Here is a 17,871-nt window from a genome sequence, read left to right on the forward strand (position 1 = left end):
CCAATTGAGTCGGTTCCGTTCGTCTGACATTAGACCACGAAACCCGCTCGGGAGGGCTTAATTCTCAGTAGGAGAGAAAACGCTTTCGTTACGAGGCTGCGATAGCCTTGCGGAAGCGCTTCGCCTTGAACTGGATCAGCTGATACATCGCCTTGGCAATCAGCACCTGCACTTTCGAGTGCGGCGTGAAGCCGATGGTCTTGAAGATCATGCTGGTCACACGATTGATGTGCTTGGGCTGATAATAGCCCATCGCCCGCGCCATGTACGCCGCGATACATTTCTTGTGATCATAGGGCGTGTTGGCAGGCATGTTGGTGGTGTAATAGGCGGTCGCGAGCTCGTCATCCTCGCTTTCCGTCACACGCCCCAGCGCAATCTTTGTTCGCTGCCACACGCTGAGCTTCTCGCGCTTGAGATAACGGTGCATGTGGTCATAGAACAGCTTGAAATGACGGTATTCGTCAGCCGCAATCTGCTTGCAGATGGCCTTGAGTACCGGCTCATCCGTTGCATCTGCCATAGCAGTGTAGAATGACGAGGTGCCGGTTTCGACCATGCAGCGCGCAATAAGCTCGCCCGTGCGCGACCCGCGGATCGACGCGTCGACATCCTGCTCGATATGATAGGTCGCCCGGTAACGCTCAAACGCCTTCATATAGTCCCAGCTCGGATCGGCCAGCATGGCCCATTTGCCCAGCGCATCCCCATGCTGGACTTCCTCGACCGCCCAGTTATCGGCGGCCTGCCGGAAATCGGGGTCACCTACAAAGACATTACCGAGGTACACGGCGTAATCGAGCCCGTTCCGCTCGACCACCGCCGCAGCCTTGATGACCGGAATCAGATCCGGGTCCACACGGGATGCATCAAAGGCATCCCAGTCCATCTGATCGATGCGCCAATGTTTCATGACGCCTAGATGACATGTCCCGGCCATTTTGGGTAGAGTTCTCGCGCAGGCGCGTGACAAGCGCCCCCTTGCTGTGGCATCGCTGCCTGAGCTTTTCCTTTTCAAATGTTTTGGAGCCATGCCCCGCATGTCCCTCGATACCCTGACACGCGACCCGGTCCTCCCTCGTGAAATACGCGCCCAAGGGCACGACATCCAGGCCGGCTGGAAACCCGAGATCAGGCATGACTGGACTCGCGATGAAGTTGCGGCACTGATCGACCTGCCCTTTCCCGAACTGATCTTCCGCGCCCAGATGGCCCATCGCGCCTATTTCGATCCCACCCGCGTGCAGATCTCGACGCTCCTCTCCATCAAGACAGGCGGCTGCCCCGAGGATTGCGCCTATTGTCCCCAGAGCGCCCTGCACGAAAAAAGCGTGAAGGCCGAGCGCCTTATGGCTGTTGAAAAAGTGCTGACTGAAGCCCGGGCCGCCAAGGCTGCCGGTGCCGGACGTTTCTGCATGGGGGCAGCTTGGCGCTCCCCCAAGGAGCGTGACCTCGACACCGTGTGCGCCATGATCGAAGGCGTGAAGTCACTCGGGCTCGAAACCTGCGTGACGCTGGGCATGCTCGACGGCGAGCAGTCGCGCCGCCTTAAAGAGGCAGGCCTCGACTACTACAACCACAACCTCGACACCTCGCCCGAATATTACGACAAGATCATCACCACGCGCACTTATCAGGACCGCCTCGACACGCTTTCGAACGTGCGCGATGCCGGTATCAATGTCTGCTGCGGCGGTATCGTCGGCATGGGTGAGGATGAGAGCGACCGCGCAGGCCTGATCGCGACCCTTGCCTCCCTGCCCCAGCACCCTGAAAGCGTGCCGATCAATCTGCTCGTACGCGTCGAAGGCACACCGCTCGCCGAAGCCGAGGCCGTTGATCCCATCACCTTCGCCCGCGTCGTAGCCGCTGCACGCATCACCATGCCTGCCAGCCATGTACGCCTTGCCGCAGGCCGCGAACTGATGAGCGACGAGGCGCATGCCCTGGTATTCCTCGCCGGCGCCAACTCGATCTTCTGCGGCGACAAGCTGCTGACTACCCCTAACCCCGCCGAGCATCGCGACCGCAAGCTTCTGGCGAGCCTCGGCATGAAGCCGATGACCGAAGGGCACTGAACCGGTCTGGTTCGGTACCGCTTGGAGGGGCCGGTTCCTGCAAGGGGCCGGCCTTTTCTGTATGCGACGGTGTCGGGGCTCTGCCCCGCTCCCCGGAAAGGGGCGTGGGCCCCTTTCATCCCTGATGTTTTTGCAGAGCTTCAGCGAGAACTGACCTGTCGAAAATGATGTGAGTTCGATGGCCTGCGGCGCTGGTTTGTGAGTGGCAGATCAGGGGCTTGTGTCTGCTGGATATTGAAAATCGCCGAGCAGGTACCTTCTGGGTGGGTCGCGCATATCCGCTGAGCGCGCGCGATCCGACTTGCAACGAGGCTCCATGAAAAAAGCCAGCCCGAAGGCTGGCTTTGGAACAATCGTCATCGGGCCATCTCCGATGGCCGGGGGGGCGGGCCTCCACTTGCCCCATGAGCTGCTCAGAAATCGGCGGTGACAGAGAACTTGAACGTGCGCGGCAGGCCCTGAAGCAGATAACCACCGAATGCGCTTTCCCAATAACGCGTATTGGCAAGGTTATCGACACCCAGACGGGTCGTGATGGCCTTGTGCTCCACAACAAAGCTGTAGCGTGCACCCACATCGAAACGCGTCCAGTTTGGCACACGCATCTTGTTGAGATTGTCGGCATATTGATGGCCGGTCTGGATCACACGCCCCGTAAGCGTCGCGCCACGAATGAACGGCAAATCATATTCAAGATTACCGTTGATCGTGTAACCCGGCACGCCGATCACACGGTTGCCATTATACAGCCCGCCCGACGTGCGACGCTGATCCGCGTCGATGATCGAGGTACCACCGTTGAAGCGCAGACCCTTGAAGATTTCACCATTGACGGTGAACTCGATACCACGGTTACGCTGCAACCCATCTACCGAGAAAATGCTGGTGCTCGTGCCGGGAATCGCAACGCTGTAGGCGTTGGGCTTGTCGATCTGGAAAATCGAAACCACCGTCGAGAAACGGCCGATATCGTATTTCGCCCCAAGCTCGTACTGGACCGTCTGATAAGGTGGGAAAATCTGCCCCAGATTGACAACCTGACCGCTGGCCTGAGGGCCGGGCGCCAGTCCCTCGATGCGATTGAAATAGATAGACGTCTGGCGTGTAGGGTGCACAACAAGCCCCACAACGGGCGTGAATGCTCCCTGATCGTAAGAGGTTGTGCCGTTGCCATAATTATAGGCGACTGTCTTGATCGACTGATAGCGAAAGCCTGCCGTCAGCGCGACACGGTCATGAAATGCCGAGACGGTATCAGAGAAGAAAAGGCTCCACAGACGCGTGGTATTGTTCTTCTGCGGATTATCGATGTTTCCGCCGATATACGTTTCGGGCTGCGACGCATTATAGAGCGTCGGATGATAGATGTTCGTGGCCTGCCTCGTCAGAGCGAGAGCGTAGGCGGAAGCATTTTCCTCCCACAGGCCAGACCCACCGGCATTGATTTCGTGCTTGATGCCACCCGTGTTGAAATGCGAGCGCAGCCCGGCCTGTGTGCTTTCATTGGTCTGTACATAGGGCACATACATGGCCCCGTTATAACCCGCCCCGGTCTGGCTGTTGGTGACATAGGTGCTACCGTAATTGCCCTTCTCGTTGCCTCCCAGACCGCCGAACTGCGCATAAGCCGTCAGGTATTTGCTGAAATCATGCTCCACCTTCAGCTTGCCATAGATGTAGTTCAGCTCCGTATAGGTCCAGGGCTGACCGTAATTCGATCCTGCGCCCGGCACTTTCGGTACTGAGGTCGCGCCGCTCAGGAACACGCCACCGCGCCCGCCATTCACGCCCTGGTTCTCATAGGCCATGTCCACGGTAACACGCGTGCGTTCTGCCCGGTCATGCCAGTCGAAACCGCCACCTACCGCAACCTGATGGCGCTTCTCCCGGTCGATGGCCGCAACACCGCTACGGCCTGCAACGTTGATCCGCACCCCGAACTGCTTGTCCTGGCCAAAGCGTCGACCCACATCGACGGCGCCTCCACCCATCGAGGAGCTGGTGTAGTCGCCCGTGACACGCGTCAGGGGGGTATCGCCGGCATGCTTGAATTCGAGATTGATATTGCCGCCCTGTGCCGTACCACCCGGTGCAGCACCATTGAGGAACGCCGAAGCGCCGTTGAGCACCTGCACCTGTTCGTAAAGCTGCGGTGAGACGAGCTGACGCGGCGTGATACCGTAAAGCCCGTCAATTGCCACGTCATCGCCATAGACAGGGAAGCCGCGGATCACGAACTGTTCGGAGAAATTGCCGTAACCGAGCGTTGTACGCACGGTCGGGTCATTCATCAGCACCTCGCCCAGCGTCTGGGACTGCTGGTTGAGAATCAGCGCCGAGGTGTAGCTGCGCACGTTGAAGGGCACGTCCAGTCCCTTCTTGTTGCCCAGCGCACCCAGATTACCGCCTGACTTCACTTCCATACGGTTCTGACGCTGCGCCTTGACCTCGATCTGCTCGTCGCTGGTCAGGGCCTGGCTACGCGCCTTGTTAACCCCTCTCGCGTTTTTCTGACTGTCTTTCACCGCCCCCGATTGCGATTGTGCCTGCGCGGGTGTCTGATCCTGTGCGAAAGCTTGGCACGGCAGGGTTGCAGACAGCATGAGCAGGGCAGAAAGTGCCAGACGTCGTGGACGCGGCATTCCGGGGTTCAGGGCGGACAAGGTGAGCAGGCTCAAGAGGCTAATCTCATTGACAAGAGGTAAATGACGCGGCCAAATAGACGCGAATAAGAAACGCTCGCAACTAAACTTTGTCCTGACCTGCGATAATCGCGTCGCGAAGCTGGGCGCTGTTGCACAGGAAGCACATGCGAAAGAGTATCAGTTACAAACAGGGCCGAAAGCTCATCAGATCTTCGGTTCGTCGCCTTCTGATCGGGATAGCCGCGAGCTATGTCGCAAGCCTTTGCATCATGGCCCTGTTTCGGCACTATGGAAGCGAACCGCTGATGGTTGTCGGCTTCCTCTGCGTGTTCGCGTTTATGCCCGCGCTTGTGCTCGTCGTGTTCAGCCTTCCCCGGCGCAAAGACAAGATGCTTGCCGCCCGCACCGCATCAACGGCAGCCTTGCTTGCCTTCCTGCCGGTTCCCGGTCTGTGGATCGGCCTATCCTGATGCGCGATACACTGCGCAACCGGATGGGCTGGCTGCATGAGTGGGTCGGATTCGTCGGAGGGCTGGTGCTGGTCGTGATTTTCACGGGTGGGTCCCTCGCATTATTCGACACTGAATTGACACGCTGGATGCAACCAGAGTTGTCACGCTACACGCCAGCACCGCTGAGCGACGATGCCCTGAACCAGGTCGGAGCTCTCGCGGCAGAAATGCGCGACGAAGGCCAGAATGCCTTCATCACCCTGCCCACCCCGCGCGATCCGATCATCAGGATCCTGCATTATGACGGACATGCTTTTATCGGCACGGCATTTCGCCCGCAGGACGCCTTTCCAGTCGCCACGCGGCAGACAGGCGGCGGGCAGCTCTTCTTTGACCTGCACCACTCGCTTTACTATGGCCCCTTCTGGGGCAACATGCTGACCGAAATCGCTGCTATAGGCCTGTTGATTGCTGTTGGCTCCGGGATCATCATCCATTTCAGGTCCATATTCAGCGACCTGCTCCTGTTCAGACCCTTCGCCTCAAAAAACCGCGCCTTCATGGATGCCCATATCCTTGCAGGACTGCTGTTTCTGCCATTCATGGTCATGATGGCTTATACCGGCGCAGTCATCCATGCGCCTCGTCTCTTTCCAATGTTCAATACTGGGCATCATGGTCGCCCCCAGGGCGGCACCGCCTTGCATGGCCGCCCTGGAGCCAGACCTGCGAGCAATCAGACCACTGAGCGATCGGAAGGAGTGGGCCTTCCCGGAATGCCGCCACCCGAGGCAGCGCCAGGCCGGGCACCACTCGCACCCATGTTCCACAAGGCCGAGGAAGTCCTCGGAAACGGCTCTATCGGACTCGTGCTGTTCGATCATGGTAAAGTATCCATGACGAAAGCCGACTCAGCCTCTTTTGTTCTCTCGCGCGACCATCTGGAATTTTCCGAAAAAGACGGCACCCTGCTGCGAACCGTCAGAATACCGGATACGATACATCGTCTTGGTGGCGTGTTGCGCGGGCTGCATTTCATACGCTGGGCGCCCTTGCCGTTGCGCTGGCTGTATTTTCTCAGCGGGCTTGTCGGCAGCGCGATGATGTCAGGCGGGCTCGTGATCTTTCTTATGAAGCACCGCCCCAAAAAAGCCAGGACATTCGGTTTTCGTCTCGCTGAGACCCTGACCATGGCGGTAACAACCGGTCTGCCTTTGGCCTGCCTGGCCTATCTCTGGGCCAATCGCCTTATCTGGGCCGATCTGCCTCAACGGGGCCAGCTTGAGATCCGCATCTTCTTCGCTGTCTGGTTGCTCGCCCTGCTTCACTCGGCCCTTCGCAGCTTCAGTGGCGGCGCGCGTTCGGGATGGAACGAACAGTTCTTTCTTTTCGCGGTATTCTCCGCGGCGCTCCTGCCTCTCGACCTGCTCACACGCAACATGAGCAACCTGTTAACGAGCCTCGACGTCTACAGAAGCGTCGATCTGACCATACTGGGGCTGGGGCTCGTCGCTTTTCTCATTCATCGCAGACTGATCGCACCATGACGCTTGCTTTTGGCCTTCTTCTTTGGGTTGCTGCATTTCTTGCGCATGGTTTCCTGCAACCCAAGATGTGCCGCATCCTGATGCTCCCCCATATACCGGGGTACGTGCTTCACCCCTGTCGCACCTTCTTGCCGCTTGCCGCGCTGTATCTATGCTGCCGCCAAGGTATGCTTCCGGGTGTCTTGGCATGGTTCGGCACGGCCTCGGTCGCTGGCATCTGTGCCTGCCTGATCCTGACGATCATCTCCCTGAGGCAAATCCATATCAAGGAACTGGCCAACGAGACTGGCGCCGCTTTCTGACAGGTTTCCTGACTCGTACTGAGGGTTGACCGAGACGTTTCAGCCCTTATCACCCGCATGGCTGCGGCTTTGTGTCGCCCGCTCGCTGTAGGCGGCGGCCTGATTGTCCTTACCTGCTGCCTTCGCTGCCCTTGATGCAATATCGAGCGCTCGCGCCATGCCGCGATAATCCAGCATATCGCGGCGCAGATTGGTCGTCGCGATCGCCTGAGATTCGGCCTGATCGTAGCGACCCTGACGAAGCGCAAGACGCGACTCAAGCTCAGCCCTGTCTGCCTGCTCCAACCTTGGCGGCCTGGGTGACACTGGCATGGCGTTCAGTGAACTGGCGAGCAGGCCTGCGTCACCAAGTCCATCAGCTGCAATCCCTGTCAGGAAAGCACGTCGTTCCAGAAGGGCCGGGTCATCCGTTCTGATGCCCCGCGCCAAAGCGACCGCCTGGGCATTTTCTCCCAGGCGGCAATAAGCAGCCATGGCGACAAGATCGAGCGCCGGGCTGGACACATCGCCACGCAGCGCCATGTCGGCGTGTACACGATGCACAGTGTCGAGCGTCGCGCTGGCATTGCCCATCGCCAGCTCAGCAACAGCAAGATTATAGCCCGCATCGCGTATGGCGAGTACATCGTCACGCAGCAAGGCCCTGCCATACGCATTCTCGAACTGGGTCTTTGCCTGGTCCGCATGCGTCAGGTCGAACGAATCACGACCGACCTCCATGGCATTCAGATAATCCTGATCGGAGCGAGCAACGTCCTTGCTGGACTTGCCACCACATCCCGCGAGCCCGGTCATGCCCGTCAGTGCGGCGAGAAGCAGAATATGTGAGGTTCTCATGGCTTGATGTCTCCGGCGGGCAACCTGCGTGCAGGGGCCTTACCCGAGCTGCCGCCCAGGATCCAAAGGCCACGCAACTGGTCTGTCAGACGCTTGAGGCTTATGGTCGTGGCCTGGGCCTGCGTCAGCAATGCCGGAAGCTGGGCGCTCGCGGCATTCAGATGCGCCATCGTGTCCTTGAGCTGCGGCGTGGCTTTTTTCACGTCATTGCTGCTTGAACGCAGATTATCCATCGTGCCCTGTGTCTGCCTCAGAACACCCGATATCTGGGCTTCGATCGGCTTGAGCTGCGCTATGGAGTCCTGAAGCGTTCTGATCACTTCATCCGCATGTTTCAGCAGCGTGTCATCCATCATCAGCCCACCGACAGTGCCTTTACCGTTGCGGATGGATGTCGTCACGGCAGCGAGGTCAGCCATGATCTTGTCCGCATTACGCAGGCTGGGCATCATGCCCGCACGGATATCGCTGATGGTCTTGGTAATCATATCGGCCGGATTGGGCTCGACCGTGGCTTCAAGCTCGGCAAACTCCCAGTCCATCGCAGGGCCTTTGCTGCGCTCAAGCTCGATATAGCTTGCTCCGGCCACGACAAAGCGATGACGGATGATGGCGCGGCTGTCCTTGCGGATATAGGGCTCGAATTGCGGGTCGATATCCGCAATGGCGTACATATTACCATGCGGGTTGATCTTCACCGCACGGATCGAGCCGATACGGATCCCCATAAGCTCGATGTCATTTCCCACGGCTAGGCCCGCGATACCGCTTTCAGGCAGGTTGAAATGCAGCTTGCCTGAGGGCGTCAGCCAGTCTCGCAGGACACCGGCCTCGATAATTGCAAATATGAACAGGCCGAAAGTCGCGACGACCAGCATACCGACCCATTCATCGGCATAGCGGATGCGCAACAAAGGACGGGTGCGGCTGTCAGTGTTGGCGTTTGAACGGACACGAAACATCAGACCACCTGCTTCATTGGTAACAGACCCTCATCCAGCAACCTGTATCGCTGCGTTCCCTCGGCATGATAGCCACGCCACAGATCCGGTTCGCGGGAAAACCAGATCACACCACAGCCTCGCTCACGTGCCGCTGTCAGCTCGGCAAGGAAGGCAGTCATCATATCAGCAGTCTCCAGCTCCACCGGATCTTCCAGCAAGAGCAGCTTTGGCTCTCCCAGAAAGGCTCTCACACAGGCCGCCTTGGCCCGATCAGCCACGCTCAGCCGTCCCGGGGTCAATGTCGGCAGACCCGGCAGGCCAAATCGTCTGGAAAGCGCGATTGCCTCATCGATCAGTTCCTCGGTGGGCGTGCGCGTATGATGCAGCTGTTGCAGAAGAATATTAAGATCGGTACCAAACAGGTCGATCCAGGCTCCCTGCTGCATCACACGGCCGATACGCCCCCGCAGCGCCCAGGCCCGGGGCTCGGCCAGCGCCTCCCAATCAAGCCCCTGGCACAGCACCTGTCCCGAGACGAGCGGTGCCATACCGGTGCAAAGATCCGCAAAACGTGTGGCGCGCTCGGAATCACGACAGGCAATCAGCATGCAGTCGCCCGGCATCAGGCGCAGCGAATAGGGAATGGACGTCAGACCGCTTTCCTCAAAAACCGGGCGGGCTTCGCGCAATTCCAGTACGGCAGAGAGGTCGTCGGTCATGCGACTGTCACCCCGAGCAGGACATTGACGACCATGATCACGAGAATACCACGAGCAAAACCACGCGGCAGAAGGGTCGCGATCGTATCCGAGCGCGTGGCATCGAGACCGGTCAGCTGCGTGGCGAGGCTCAGCAGAAATCCGCTGATCGTAAGCTTGAGGGGGATCCCGAGATAATCGATCGGCTTCATCGCCCCGACGATATCGTAGAGGAACGTCCAGAGCGGCATGGTGATGACGGAGTGGACACGACAAACGCCATATCCGACCGATAGCGAGATGATGCTGAACACCATGCCCAGCGTGAAGGAACTCAGCATCATCGCCAGCGCACGTGGCATGACCAGTGTCATGAACGGATCGATCCCCTGAGCCTGAAGCGCGCGCAATTCACCGCCCAGCGTCAGCTGTCCAAGCTGCGTCAGGCTCAGCATGGCGCTCCGGCCCAGCAGGATGATGCCCACCAGAACCGGGGCGATTTCGCGTACGAGCACGGTAGCCAGCAGAGAGTCCGTGCTATCGGCCATACCGGCAATGCCCAGCCAGTAGATCGCCTGCGCCACAATCCCGAACCCCGTGAGCGCCGCCGTGAAAAGCGTGCTGAACAGCCCACCGCCCGCGGCCTGTCGCAGCGTGTTCTTGAACTCATGCAGCACCGTACGGCGCCACGAAGTCGGGCGCAGCGCCTCACGTACCACGCCCCAGCTCGCCCCAACGAGCATGAGCGAGAAACGCATCTGTCGCCTTGTCAGCGCACCCAGACGGCGCAGCAGGCGCCTGTAGAGGGGAATCTCGTCACTCAACGTTTGGCTGCCAGAACATAGGTATTGGTGATGCCAAGGCCCGGCAGGTAGAACATGCCGCGCGGCCGGAACAGATAGTAGTCGCGCAGCAACGCATGGGCGGCCTCCGACACCTGGATTGTCCCTGAGTCAGGTGCACTGATGGCCAGCAGTTCTGATGTCTGAGGCGCCTCGCCCCAGATATTGAACACACCCGGATCCTGACCCAGCGTCGCCCCGAAGGCCTGCCCGACATCGAGGCCAATACGGAAGCTCGGGGTCAGTTCGGCATCGGACAGTGTCACAAGCGCCAGCTCACGCAGGGCCAGCAGCGCATCGGCAACACGCCGTGCCGCATCGGGATCGGGGTCCTGTGAACATCCGCCGATCAGCACAAGCCTGCCGCCCAGAACCTGAGCCGAAAACAGCCCGGCATGCTGGATCACATCCTGAAACCGCTCCACTAGCGTCTGGACGATCGGAATCAGATCGACTGTCGCTTCCGATTTTGAGTCCTGAAACAGGACTGTCGCCACCGGGACCATCGCGTATTGCCCGGCCTTGAGACCGCCAGCGCTGTTCTCGCCGGGTGCGGCAATGAAGCCTTCATTCAGTCGCGTGGTGATGGCACCATAATCCTCGCGTTGCGTCTGCTCCGGCTTTCCGGCTGACGCCTCATCGGCCCTCATGCTTGCAAAACGGACAGCCGCAATCTCGGCAACAATCGCAATGATGTGCGAGACCGCATGGGGACGGGCAGCGTCTTCCAGCACCACCATGCCGATAACCGTGCCTCGGGCCAGAATGGGCTGGATATAGACAGACTTTGAACCGATCTGGCTCATGACCATACGCTGGAAGGTGCGCAGCCCCTCCTGTGCCGAGGCGTGATCGCTCTCGATCACCTCACCCGACATCAGCATGGCAAAGAAGTTCTTGAGATCGCTATGGGCCAGTTCCATGCCCGCGCTATGGGCGTCTGTTGTGCGGTCATAGGAGTCTTCACACAAAAGACGCTCCTCCTCGCCGACAGAGCGCCAGAGGCTTACACGCCTTGCCCGGGCCAGTTCAGCCAGACGTTGCGTCAGAAGCGGTGCATCGTGTCCGGGGTCGAGGAGATGAGGCGTTCCCGCCATGGCATTGAGCGCGTTGCTCTCGGCCTTGACCTGGGCGCGTTCATACCGGATCTGGCGACGCAGCCCCTCGGTCCGGCGGTTCTGTCGCACCAGAAACCCTGCCAGCAGCCCGGCGAGCACAACAATCACCATCGAGAAAAGGAAGCCCTGCCGCCCTGCCGCCGCAGCGAAGGCCGCAAAATCGTCCTCTGGCGCGTTCAGCAGCAACACCCATCCTGGCCTGATCTTGTGCAGCGAAGCCATGATGGCAACGTACTGCTTGTCATGCGCCTTGATGAGATGCACGCCCGCTCCATAGATGTGGAACAGCGAGAGCGCGCGTGTAAAAACCGGCTGCGTTGCAGGATCGAGCTGCATCTTGTCGAACTGCCAGTTCGCTTTTCGCGCCACATCCAGCAGATGGCTGCCTGCGATGAGATGCCCCTCCTTGTCCACCACGACCGCCTGCCCGCTTTTGCCAATCTTGATGGCTGCGAGGAAATCCGTCAGGCGGTTGAGGGAGATGTTGATGGCAAAGACGGCCTGATGCCCATCGGATGTGTGCAGGACGCTGGCCGCAGTCACGATCAGCTGTTCTGTGGCAACGGTGGGATAGGGGTCGGACCAGTTCAGGTCCGGATGCTCGAAGGCTCCCTTGTACCAGGGGCGCTGACGCGGATCATAATTCTTGCCGGGCGTATCACTCGTGCGGACAAGCACATTGTTCTTGTCATAATACCAGTGCCTGAAAACATTCTTGTCCCGCAGCAGATGCACCCATTCCATGCCATCGGCGATCTCCTTTGGCGCCCGATCGATGAACCAGAATGAGCCGCGATCATCGGCGAGATAAAAGCTCTCCACCTGCTCGACATTGCGCAGCATGGATGCGCCATAATCCAGAAAGACCTGGGGTGGCTCATCCGTCACCGGATCGGTCAGCAGGTCACGCGCTACCACGGCAGTCGCCGGAGCGGGGGCGAGATAATCTGAAACCTGCTGCGTCAGGTTTTTCTGTTCCTCGCTCAACAGATCGCGCGTCAGCGCAATCACCCCGTCGCGGGTCTTGTGGTAAGAATGAAGCGTGACAACAACAATGACCACAATGACAAGAACAACGCCGAAGATCGGGCCTACGAGTTCGATCAGACGGCGTCTTCTCGTTTCGGCTTCGGGATCGGCCGGGTCAATGATCTCGGAAACTGGCAAAAGTCACGCCTCCCAGGATATCCCCTCCTGAGGGGAATGACTTGCGTTGATGAGCCAACGCACGAATAACGCATGCGTCGCTTTCACATTTTCTCTCTTGTTTCAGCGGGCTGCAACCCGCATCTCCATTCAATACTGTCCGAATTGGAGAATGAAAATGGCAAGAGCATGGCTCACGGATCGCGTTATTCTCTCCCTCAGTGGCCGGGACAGGGTGAGCTTTCTTCAGGGACTGGTGTCGAACGACGTCAATGCTGCCTCAGATGAGGCTCTGATATGGACAGGCTATCTCACGCCTCAGGGCCGCTACCTTTCGGATTTCTTTTTATGGCATGAGAACGAGCGCCTTCTGCTCGACGTACCTGGGGAACACGCTGATTTTCTGATCAGCCGGTTGATGCGGTTCCGCCTGAGGGCTGACGTGGCGCTGGAACGGACCGCTCTTTCCGTGGAAGCCCTCTGGGATGACGCCCCCCACGAGAGCGCACGTCGTGACCCAAGGCATCCCGATGCAGGATGGCGCCGTGTCACCGAGGGGCCGGATACAGCCGATCAGGCGGAACTTGTGGCCTATCATGCCCATCGCCTCTCTCTGGGCCTGCCCGATGCGCAGGATTGCGAGAGCGAAAAGACCTTGCTGATCGAGGCGAATTTCGACTGGCTGAATGGCATCTCGTTCACCAAGGGATGCTATATGGGGCAGGAACTCACCGCCCGTACCCATTACCGTGGGCTAGTGAAAAAGCGTCTGGTGCCCGTGCGGGGTGATGGTCCCCTCCCCCCCTGCGGCACCATCCTGATGGCTGGAGGCCGCGAAATCGGTCAAATGCGCAGCAGTATCGGGCAGCATGGCCTTGCCTTTTTGCGTCGCGAGGTCTGGACAACGCCCGTGCATCATGAGGGAGTAACCCTCACACCCATCATTCCCGACTGGTTTCAGGACGAAGCATCATGAGCTACCTCCCCCCCGATCAGCAGACGATCGACGCCCTGCTCGATACGGTGCGTTTCAATGAGGACGGGCTGATCACGGCCCTCGCCCAGGCGGCAGAGGCGCCGCATGATGTTCTGATGTTGGCCTGGATGAACCGCGAGGCGCTTGCCGAGACGCTCGCAACCGGTCAGGTCTGTTATTACTCACGCAGCCGCGACAGGCTTTGGCGCAAGGGCGAGAGCTCCGGGCAGCGTCAGACCCTCGTTTCGGCCCGGCTGGATTGCGATCGCGATGCGGTGCTTCTGCTCGTGAACCAGACGGGTGTGGCATGCCATACCGGCCGTCGCAGCTGCTTTTATCATGAAGTCGTTCCTGAGGGGCTGCGGGATACGACCGCGCCGGAAGTTACGCCCGAACAGCTCTATGGCAGCGCGCACTGAGCCCTGCCTCTTTTACTGCCTTTTTCTTCCCGTCTGGTGAAAAGGCCTGGCGCTTGCCGAGGAGTTTATTCGTGACACGAACGGGCCCTTGCGATCCCGGGACCACAACCCCCAGCTCGGCACGCTGAGGCCGCTGCGCCCACAGCAGGCGCCGCCCGAGGCGTCTCAGGGCGCTGCAGGCTCGGTTGTCGTGACGCTCTCTTGCACTGTCACCGGGCGACGCTCGTTCAGGATACGCAGGACCGCTTCCGCCGCCGCGTCTGACGGGGTACCATTATGGCTCGGTGATGCCGGAGGCCGCAGCTGCGCCATGACCGCATCGAAGGCTTCGCGTTGCGTCGCCCCCAGCGCAGGGTCGGTCAACAGGGCATAGGACGCATCCGCCAGATCCTCTGGCGTACAGCGCTCCTGCAGAAGCTCGGGCACGACCTCCCGCCCTGCCAGGAGATTGACCATCGCCACATATTTCACCTTGATCAGGCGACGCGCCATGAACGCCGTGACCGGGTTGACGCGATAGGCCACAGCCATCGGCACATGCGCCAGAGCCAGTTCGAGCGTCGACGTGCCCGATTTGGTCAGGGCTGCGCCTGCTGCGGCGAAAGCATCATGCTTGTCATGCAGCTCGGTCACGATGATCGGCTTGACCGGCCAGCGTGCCACGGCAGCGCGTACCGTCTGGGCAACGAGCGGCGAAAGCGGCAGGACCGGCACGATACCCGGCAGACGCTGTTTCAGCAGGGCGAGCATCTTGCCGTAAACCGGCAAAAGACGCGGCACCTCGGAGCGACGGCTGCCCGGCATCAGGATCAGTACAGGTGCCTCATCGGCAATGCCATGACGCAGGCGAAAGCGCTTAGCGTCCCCCTGATCGGCCCCTGACTGAAGCACCGGATGACCGACGAAATCGACCGCTACGCCGCGCTCACCGAACCACTCCACCTCGAACGGCAGGAGGCAAAGCAGCCGGTCCCAGAGTTCGGGGAAACTGTGGACGCGCTTCTCGTGCCACGCCCAGACCTGTGGGCCCACATAATGGATCTTCGGTACGGTCACGTGTCGCAGGCGCTTGAGAAAGCGCAACGCAAAACCCGGTGAGTCGATCGTGACAATCAGATCAGGCTGACGGAGCACCACATCATTGACCGCCTCATTCAGGCGTTGGGAGAGCTGTCGGACGCGCGGCAGCACCTCCACCAGCCCCATCACTGCCAGATCCCGCATGGGGAACAGGCTGGCGAGACCCAGAGCCTCCATGCGCGGACCGCCGATTCCAACGAAAATCAGATGCGGGTCGCGCGCGTGAAGCGCCTGCATGAGGTGGGCGCCCAGCACATCACCACTGGCCTCACCTGCCAGAAGCCAGATGACGCGAGGGGCGATGGCAGAATTGGGCATAGGAGCTCAGCGTCTCAGCGTTGCGCCGGTTGCCTTGGCAACGGCCGCAATGATCTTTTCGGAAACCGCCTCGATTTCCTCATCGGTCAGGCTCGCCTTGACGGGCTGAAGCGTAACCTCGATGCCCAGTGACCGATGCCCCGCCTCGAGCGACCCGCCCTCATAGACATCGAACAGGCGCACATCGCTGATCAGCGCACGTTCGGCACCACGGGCGGCCTTGAGAACAGCCTGAGCTTCCACACCCGGTGCCACGATAAAGGCAAAATCGCGACTGACAGGCTGGAAAGCCGAGAGCGCAGGCGCCTGGCGACGCTTGACCTTGGGCAGCGGCACGGCATCGAGGAAGATCTCGAACACGACAAGGGTCGAGTCGATACCCATGGCCCGTGTCACGCGGGGATGCAGCTCGCCAAAGCAGCCCAGAACCGTCTTTGGACCCTGACGCACAACACCCGAGCGGCCGGGATGGTAATGACCGGGCGCATCGGCCGTCACACTTAGTGCCTCGGAAGGAAGCTTGAGAGCCTCGAGCGCCGCCATGAGATCCGCCTTGGCGTCCCACAACGTCATGGGTTGCGCCCGCATACCGGGGCGCCTTGGCGTCTCACCACCACGCAGCCCGGCCAGCACGAGCTTCTGCCCATCTGCATGGAAGCAGGGGCCCAGTTCAAACAGGGCCGCATCACCCAGCCCACGCGCCGCATTACGCTGCCACGCACGTGCCAGATTGATCAGCGGCGTGGGGCGCATCTGGTTGAGGTCGGAAGCGATCGGGTTGAGCAGACGCAGCCCCTCAGGCGCTCCGCCGAACAGCAGGGCATCCTCATGCGAGACGAAGGAGAAGCCAACGGTCTCCACCAGCCCACGTAACGCGCAGAGTCGACGCAGATCGCCCAGACGGGCCTGTGCCGGCGTCAGGGCGGGAGCGGCAATCGCAGTCTTGAGCGGCAATGGCAGCGGGGGAACCGAGTCCAGCCCGTAGATACGCAGCACTTCCTCGATCAGGTCGTTTTCTGCCTCAATGGCATGAACCGAGGCCGCAGCGTTCTGGGCCTGGGCAGGGTCGAGATGCGGCGCCTGATCGAGCGTGACACCTGTCGCCACGTCATTGCGCCATGACGGCACCGCAAAACAGGCGCGCGTCTCGTCCTGCTCACGCACGGCAAAGCCGAGATGCTCAAGGATGCGTGTAGCTTCCCCCGAAGGGATTTCGACGCCACCCAGCGTTTCGAGACGATCAAAACGCAACCATGCCTCACGCTGCCAGGCGGGAACCGTGCCAGCGCTGGTGATTTCACTGGCCTCACCGCCACAGAGCGACAGGATGAGCTGCGTGGCAGTTTCCAGGCCGGGCAGAACGAGTGCCGGATCGATTCCACGCTCGAAACGCTGGCGGGCATCGGTATGGATGCCGAGCCTGCGCCCCGTCAGGGCGATACGCACCGCGTCGAACAGAGCGGCCTCAATGAACACATCCGTCGTTTCGTCAGAAACACCCGTCGCCTCACCGCCGATCAGGCCCGCCAGGGACTGCACGCCAGCACTATCGACAATCACGAGGTCATCCGTGCCGAGAACGAGGTCGCGTCCGTCCAGTGCGCGGAACGTCTCACGTGCTGCACGGGTGAGAGACAGGGTATTGCCGCTGATCTTGCCCGCATCGAACACATGGAGCGGACGCCCCAGATCGAAGGTGAGATAGTTGGTGATGTCAACCAGCGCGCTGATCGGCTTGAGCCCGATCGATTCGAGGCGCTGACGCAGCCAGTCGGGGCTTGGACGGTTCTTCACGCCGCGTACCAGACGCCCGGCAATATAGGGGCATGCCGTATCGTACTGGATGTCCCAGTTGATCGGTGAGGCAAACTGCCCCTCGACCGTCTCAACCAGCCACGGCTTGAGATGGCCCAGTCCGGCAGCAGCCAGATCCCGGGCAATGCCGCGCACGCTGAGGGCATCGCCACGATTGGGCGTGATCGAGATATCGATCACCGGGTCATCGAGCTTCGCATAGTCTGCGTAGGACTGACCCAGCACGACCGTCTCGGGCAGCTCGGCAATGCCGTCACTTTCCGCCCCGAGACCCAGCTCGCGGAGGGAACACAGCATGCCCCCGCTTTCCTGCCCGCGAATCTTGCCTGCCTTGATGGTGATGTCGCTGCCCGGGATATAGGTTCCCGGCGGGGCAAAGATCACATGGAGGCCGGCGCGGGCATTGGGCGCACCGCAGACGACCTGCACCTTCTCGTAATCCCCACCAGCAGCCACCACACAGACCTGCAACCGGTCGGCATCGGGATGACGATGAGCCTCGAGAATCTTGGCGACACGGAAGCCACGAAGCGAGTCGGCGGGATTTTCGACGCTCTCGACCTCGAGGCCTATGGCGTTGAGCTTGCTGACGATCTCATCCAGCGAGACCGTGAAATCGAGATGCTCGCGCAGCCAGGACAGAGTGAATTTCAT

15 protein-coding genes are annotated in these 17,871 nt (G+C 60.3%); 6 read left to right on the forward strand and 9 right to left on the reverse strand.

The genetic code is table 11. The annotated features are described in order from the left end of the window. Positions 1-88: 88 nt before the first annotated feature. A complete protein-coding gene (locus F3J08_RS13660) occupies positions 89-913 on the reverse strand; it encodes an acyl-ACP desaturase (RefSeq protein WP_062164240.1) in 825 nt (274 codons plus the stop codon). A 127-nt stretch (positions 914-1,040) separates the two neighbouring features. On the opposite strand from F3J08_RS13660, the gene bioB reads away from it, so the two are divergent. Beyond that, positions 1,041-2,078, forward strand: a complete 1,038-nt coding sequence (gene bioB, locus F3J08_RS13665; RefSeq protein ID WP_122049344.1) for a biotin synthase BioB — start codon at positions 1,041-1,043, stop codon at positions 2,076-2,078. Positions 2,079-2,491: 413 nt separating this feature from the next. On the opposite strand, the gene F3J08_RS13670 is transcribed toward bioB, so the two are convergent. Beyond that, positions 2,492-4,720 (reverse strand): TonB-dependent siderophore receptor, encoded by a 2,229-nt coding sequence (locus tag F3J08_RS13670; RefSeq protein ID WP_166930714.1) that lies wholly within the window; start codon positions 4,718-4,720, stop codon positions 2,492-2,494. Between the two features lie 167 nt (positions 4,721-4,887). Here F3J08_RS13670 and F3J08_RS13675 point away from each other — a divergent pair, with 167 nt between their 5' ends. The 3 genes from F3J08_RS13675 to F3J08_RS13685 are packed head-to-tail and all read left to right on the forward strand — an operon-like array spanning position 4,888 to position 7,024. After that, entirely contained in the window at positions 4,888-5,193 is a 306-nt protein-coding gene (locus F3J08_RS13675) for a hypothetical protein (protein WP_166930675.1), read from the forward strand. Next, positions 5,193-6,722, forward strand: a complete 1,530-nt coding sequence (locus F3J08_RS13680; RefSeq protein ID WP_166930677.1) for a PepSY domain-containing protein — start codon at positions 5,193-5,195, stop codon at positions 6,720-6,722. Before F3J08_RS13675 ends, F3J08_RS13680 begins: the two co-directional genes overlap by 1 nt. Then, complete coding sequence (locus F3J08_RS13685; protein ID WP_166930679.1) at positions 6,719-7,024, forward strand: hypothetical protein; 306 nt, start codon at positions 6,719-6,721, stop codon at positions 7,022-7,024. The genes F3J08_RS13680 and F3J08_RS13685 overlap by 4 nt, the downstream gene beginning before the upstream one ends. Before the next feature lie 39 nt (positions 7,025-7,063). Here F3J08_RS13685 and F3J08_RS13690 read toward each other — a convergent pair whose 3' ends face one another. From F3J08_RS13690 to F3J08_RS13710, 5 genes are read right to left on the reverse strand one after another with little or no spacing between them, the layout of a single operon-like run. Then, entirely contained in the window at positions 7,064-7,861 is a 798-nt protein-coding gene (locus F3J08_RS13690; RefSeq protein WP_166930680.1) for a hypothetical protein, read from the reverse strand. Beyond that, the gene (locus F3J08_RS13695) at positions 7,858-8,823 is read right to left on the reverse strand and encodes an MlaD family protein (protein ID WP_166930681.1); all 966 of its coding nucleotides are present in this window, start codon (positions 8,821-8,823) and stop codon (positions 7,858-7,860) included. Before F3J08_RS13695 ends, F3J08_RS13690 begins: the two co-directional genes overlap by 4 nt. Then, positions 8,823-9,524: an ABC transporter ATP-binding protein gene (locus F3J08_RS13700; protein WP_166930683.1), complete on the reverse strand. Its 702-nt coding sequence runs from the start codon at positions 9,522-9,524 to the stop codon at positions 8,823-8,825. The genes F3J08_RS13695 and F3J08_RS13700 overlap by 1 nt, the downstream gene beginning before the upstream one ends. Then, a complete protein-coding gene (locus F3J08_RS13705) occupies positions 9,521-10,327 on the reverse strand; it encodes an ABC transporter permease (RefSeq protein WP_240149358.1) in 807 nt (268 codons plus the stop codon). The genes F3J08_RS13700 and F3J08_RS13705 overlap by 4 nt, the downstream gene beginning before the upstream one ends. Beyond that, the gene (locus F3J08_RS13710; protein ID WP_166930684.1) at positions 10,324-12,630 is read right to left on the reverse strand and encodes a cache domain-containing protein; all 2,307 of its coding nucleotides are present in this window, start codon (positions 12,628-12,630) and stop codon (positions 10,324-10,326) included. The genes F3J08_RS13705 and F3J08_RS13710 overlap by 4 nt, the downstream gene beginning before the upstream one ends. Positions 12,631-12,787: 157 nt before the next feature. Here F3J08_RS13710 and F3J08_RS13715 point away from each other — a divergent pair, with 157 nt between their 5' ends. Continuing rightward, positions 12,788-13,585 (forward strand): folate-binding protein YgfZ, encoded by a 798-nt coding sequence (locus F3J08_RS13715; RefSeq protein ID WP_166930685.1) that lies wholly within the window; start codon positions 12,788-12,790, stop codon positions 13,583-13,585. Continuing rightward, positions 13,582-14,004 carry a phosphoribosyl-AMP cyclohydrolase gene (gene hisI, locus F3J08_RS13720; protein WP_166930687.1) on the forward strand — a complete coding sequence of 141 codons (423 nt, stop codon included), beginning with the start codon at positions 13,582-13,584 and terminating at the stop codon, positions 14,002-14,004. Before F3J08_RS13715 ends, hisI begins: the two co-directional genes overlap by 4 nt. A 165-nt stretch (positions 14,005-14,169) precedes the next feature. On the opposite strand, the gene lpxB is transcribed toward hisI, so the two are convergent. Then, on the reverse strand, positions 14,170-15,402 hold the full coding sequence (lpxB, locus tag F3J08_RS13725) for a lipid-A-disaccharide synthase (protein WP_166930688.1): 1,233 nt from the start codon (positions 15,400-15,402) through the stop codon (positions 14,170-14,172). Between the two features lie 6 nt (positions 15,403-15,408). Next, complete coding sequence (pheT, locus tag F3J08_RS13730; RefSeq protein ID WP_166930690.1) at positions 15,409-17,871, reverse strand: phenylalanine--tRNA ligase subunit beta; 2,463 nt, start codon at positions 17,869-17,871, stop codon at positions 15,409-15,411.

Origin of the sequence: Asaia sp. As-1742, from assembly GCF_011753235.1 — a bacterium.
Lineage (GTDB): Bacteria > Pseudomonadota > Alphaproteobacteria > Acetobacterales > Acetobacteraceae > Asaia > Asaia bogorensis_B.

Excerpts from the sequence above, each read along its gene's own strand:
- F3J08_RS13660 (WP_062164240.1), bottom strand. The coding sequence starts at position 913 with ATGAAACATTGGCGCATCGATCAGATGGACTGGGATGCCTTTGATGCA.
- bioB (WP_122049344.1), top strand. The coding sequence starts at position 1,041 with ATGTCCCTCGATACCCTGACACGCGACCCGGTCCTCCCTCGTGAAATA.
- F3J08_RS13670 (WP_166930714.1), bottom strand. The coding sequence starts at position 4,720 with ATGCCGCGTCCACGACGTCTGGCACTTTCTGCCCTGCTCATGCTGTCT.
- F3J08_RS13675 (WP_166930675.1), top strand. The coding sequence starts at position 4,888 with ATGCGAAAGAGTATCAGTTACAAACAGGGCCGAAAGCTCATCAGATCT.
- F3J08_RS13680 (WP_166930677.1), top strand. The coding sequence starts at position 5,193 with ATGCGCGATACACTGCGCAACCGGATGGGCTGGCTGCATGAGTGGGTC.
- F3J08_RS13685 (WP_166930679.1), top strand. The coding sequence starts at position 6,719 with ATGACGCTTGCTTTTGGCCTTCTTCTTTGGGTTGCTGCATTTCTTGCG.
- F3J08_RS13690 (WP_166930680.1), bottom strand. The coding sequence starts at position 7,861 with ATGAGAACCTCACATATTCTGCTTCTCGCCGCACTGACGGGCATGACC.
- F3J08_RS13695 (WP_166930681.1), bottom strand. The coding sequence starts at position 8,823 with ATGTTTCGTGTCCGTTCAAACGCCAACACTGACAGCCGCACCCGTCCT.
- F3J08_RS13700 (WP_166930683.1), bottom strand. The coding sequence starts at position 9,524 with ATGACCGACGACCTCTCTGCCGTACTGGAATTGCGCGAAGCCCGCCCG.
- F3J08_RS13715 (WP_166930685.1), top strand. The coding sequence starts at position 12,788 with ATGGCAAGAGCATGGCTCACGGATCGCGTTATTCTCTCCCTCAGTGGC.
- hisI (WP_166930687.1), top strand. The coding sequence starts at position 13,582 with ATGAGCTACCTCCCCCCCGATCAGCAGACGATCGACGCCCTGCTCGAT.
- lpxB (WP_166930688.1), bottom strand. The coding sequence starts at position 15,402 with ATGCCCAATTCTGCCATCGCCCCTCGCGTCATCTGGCTTCTGGCAGGT.
- pheT (WP_166930690.1), bottom strand. The coding sequence starts at position 17,871 with ATGAAATTCACTCTGTCCTGGCTGCGCGAGCATCTCGATTTCACGGTC.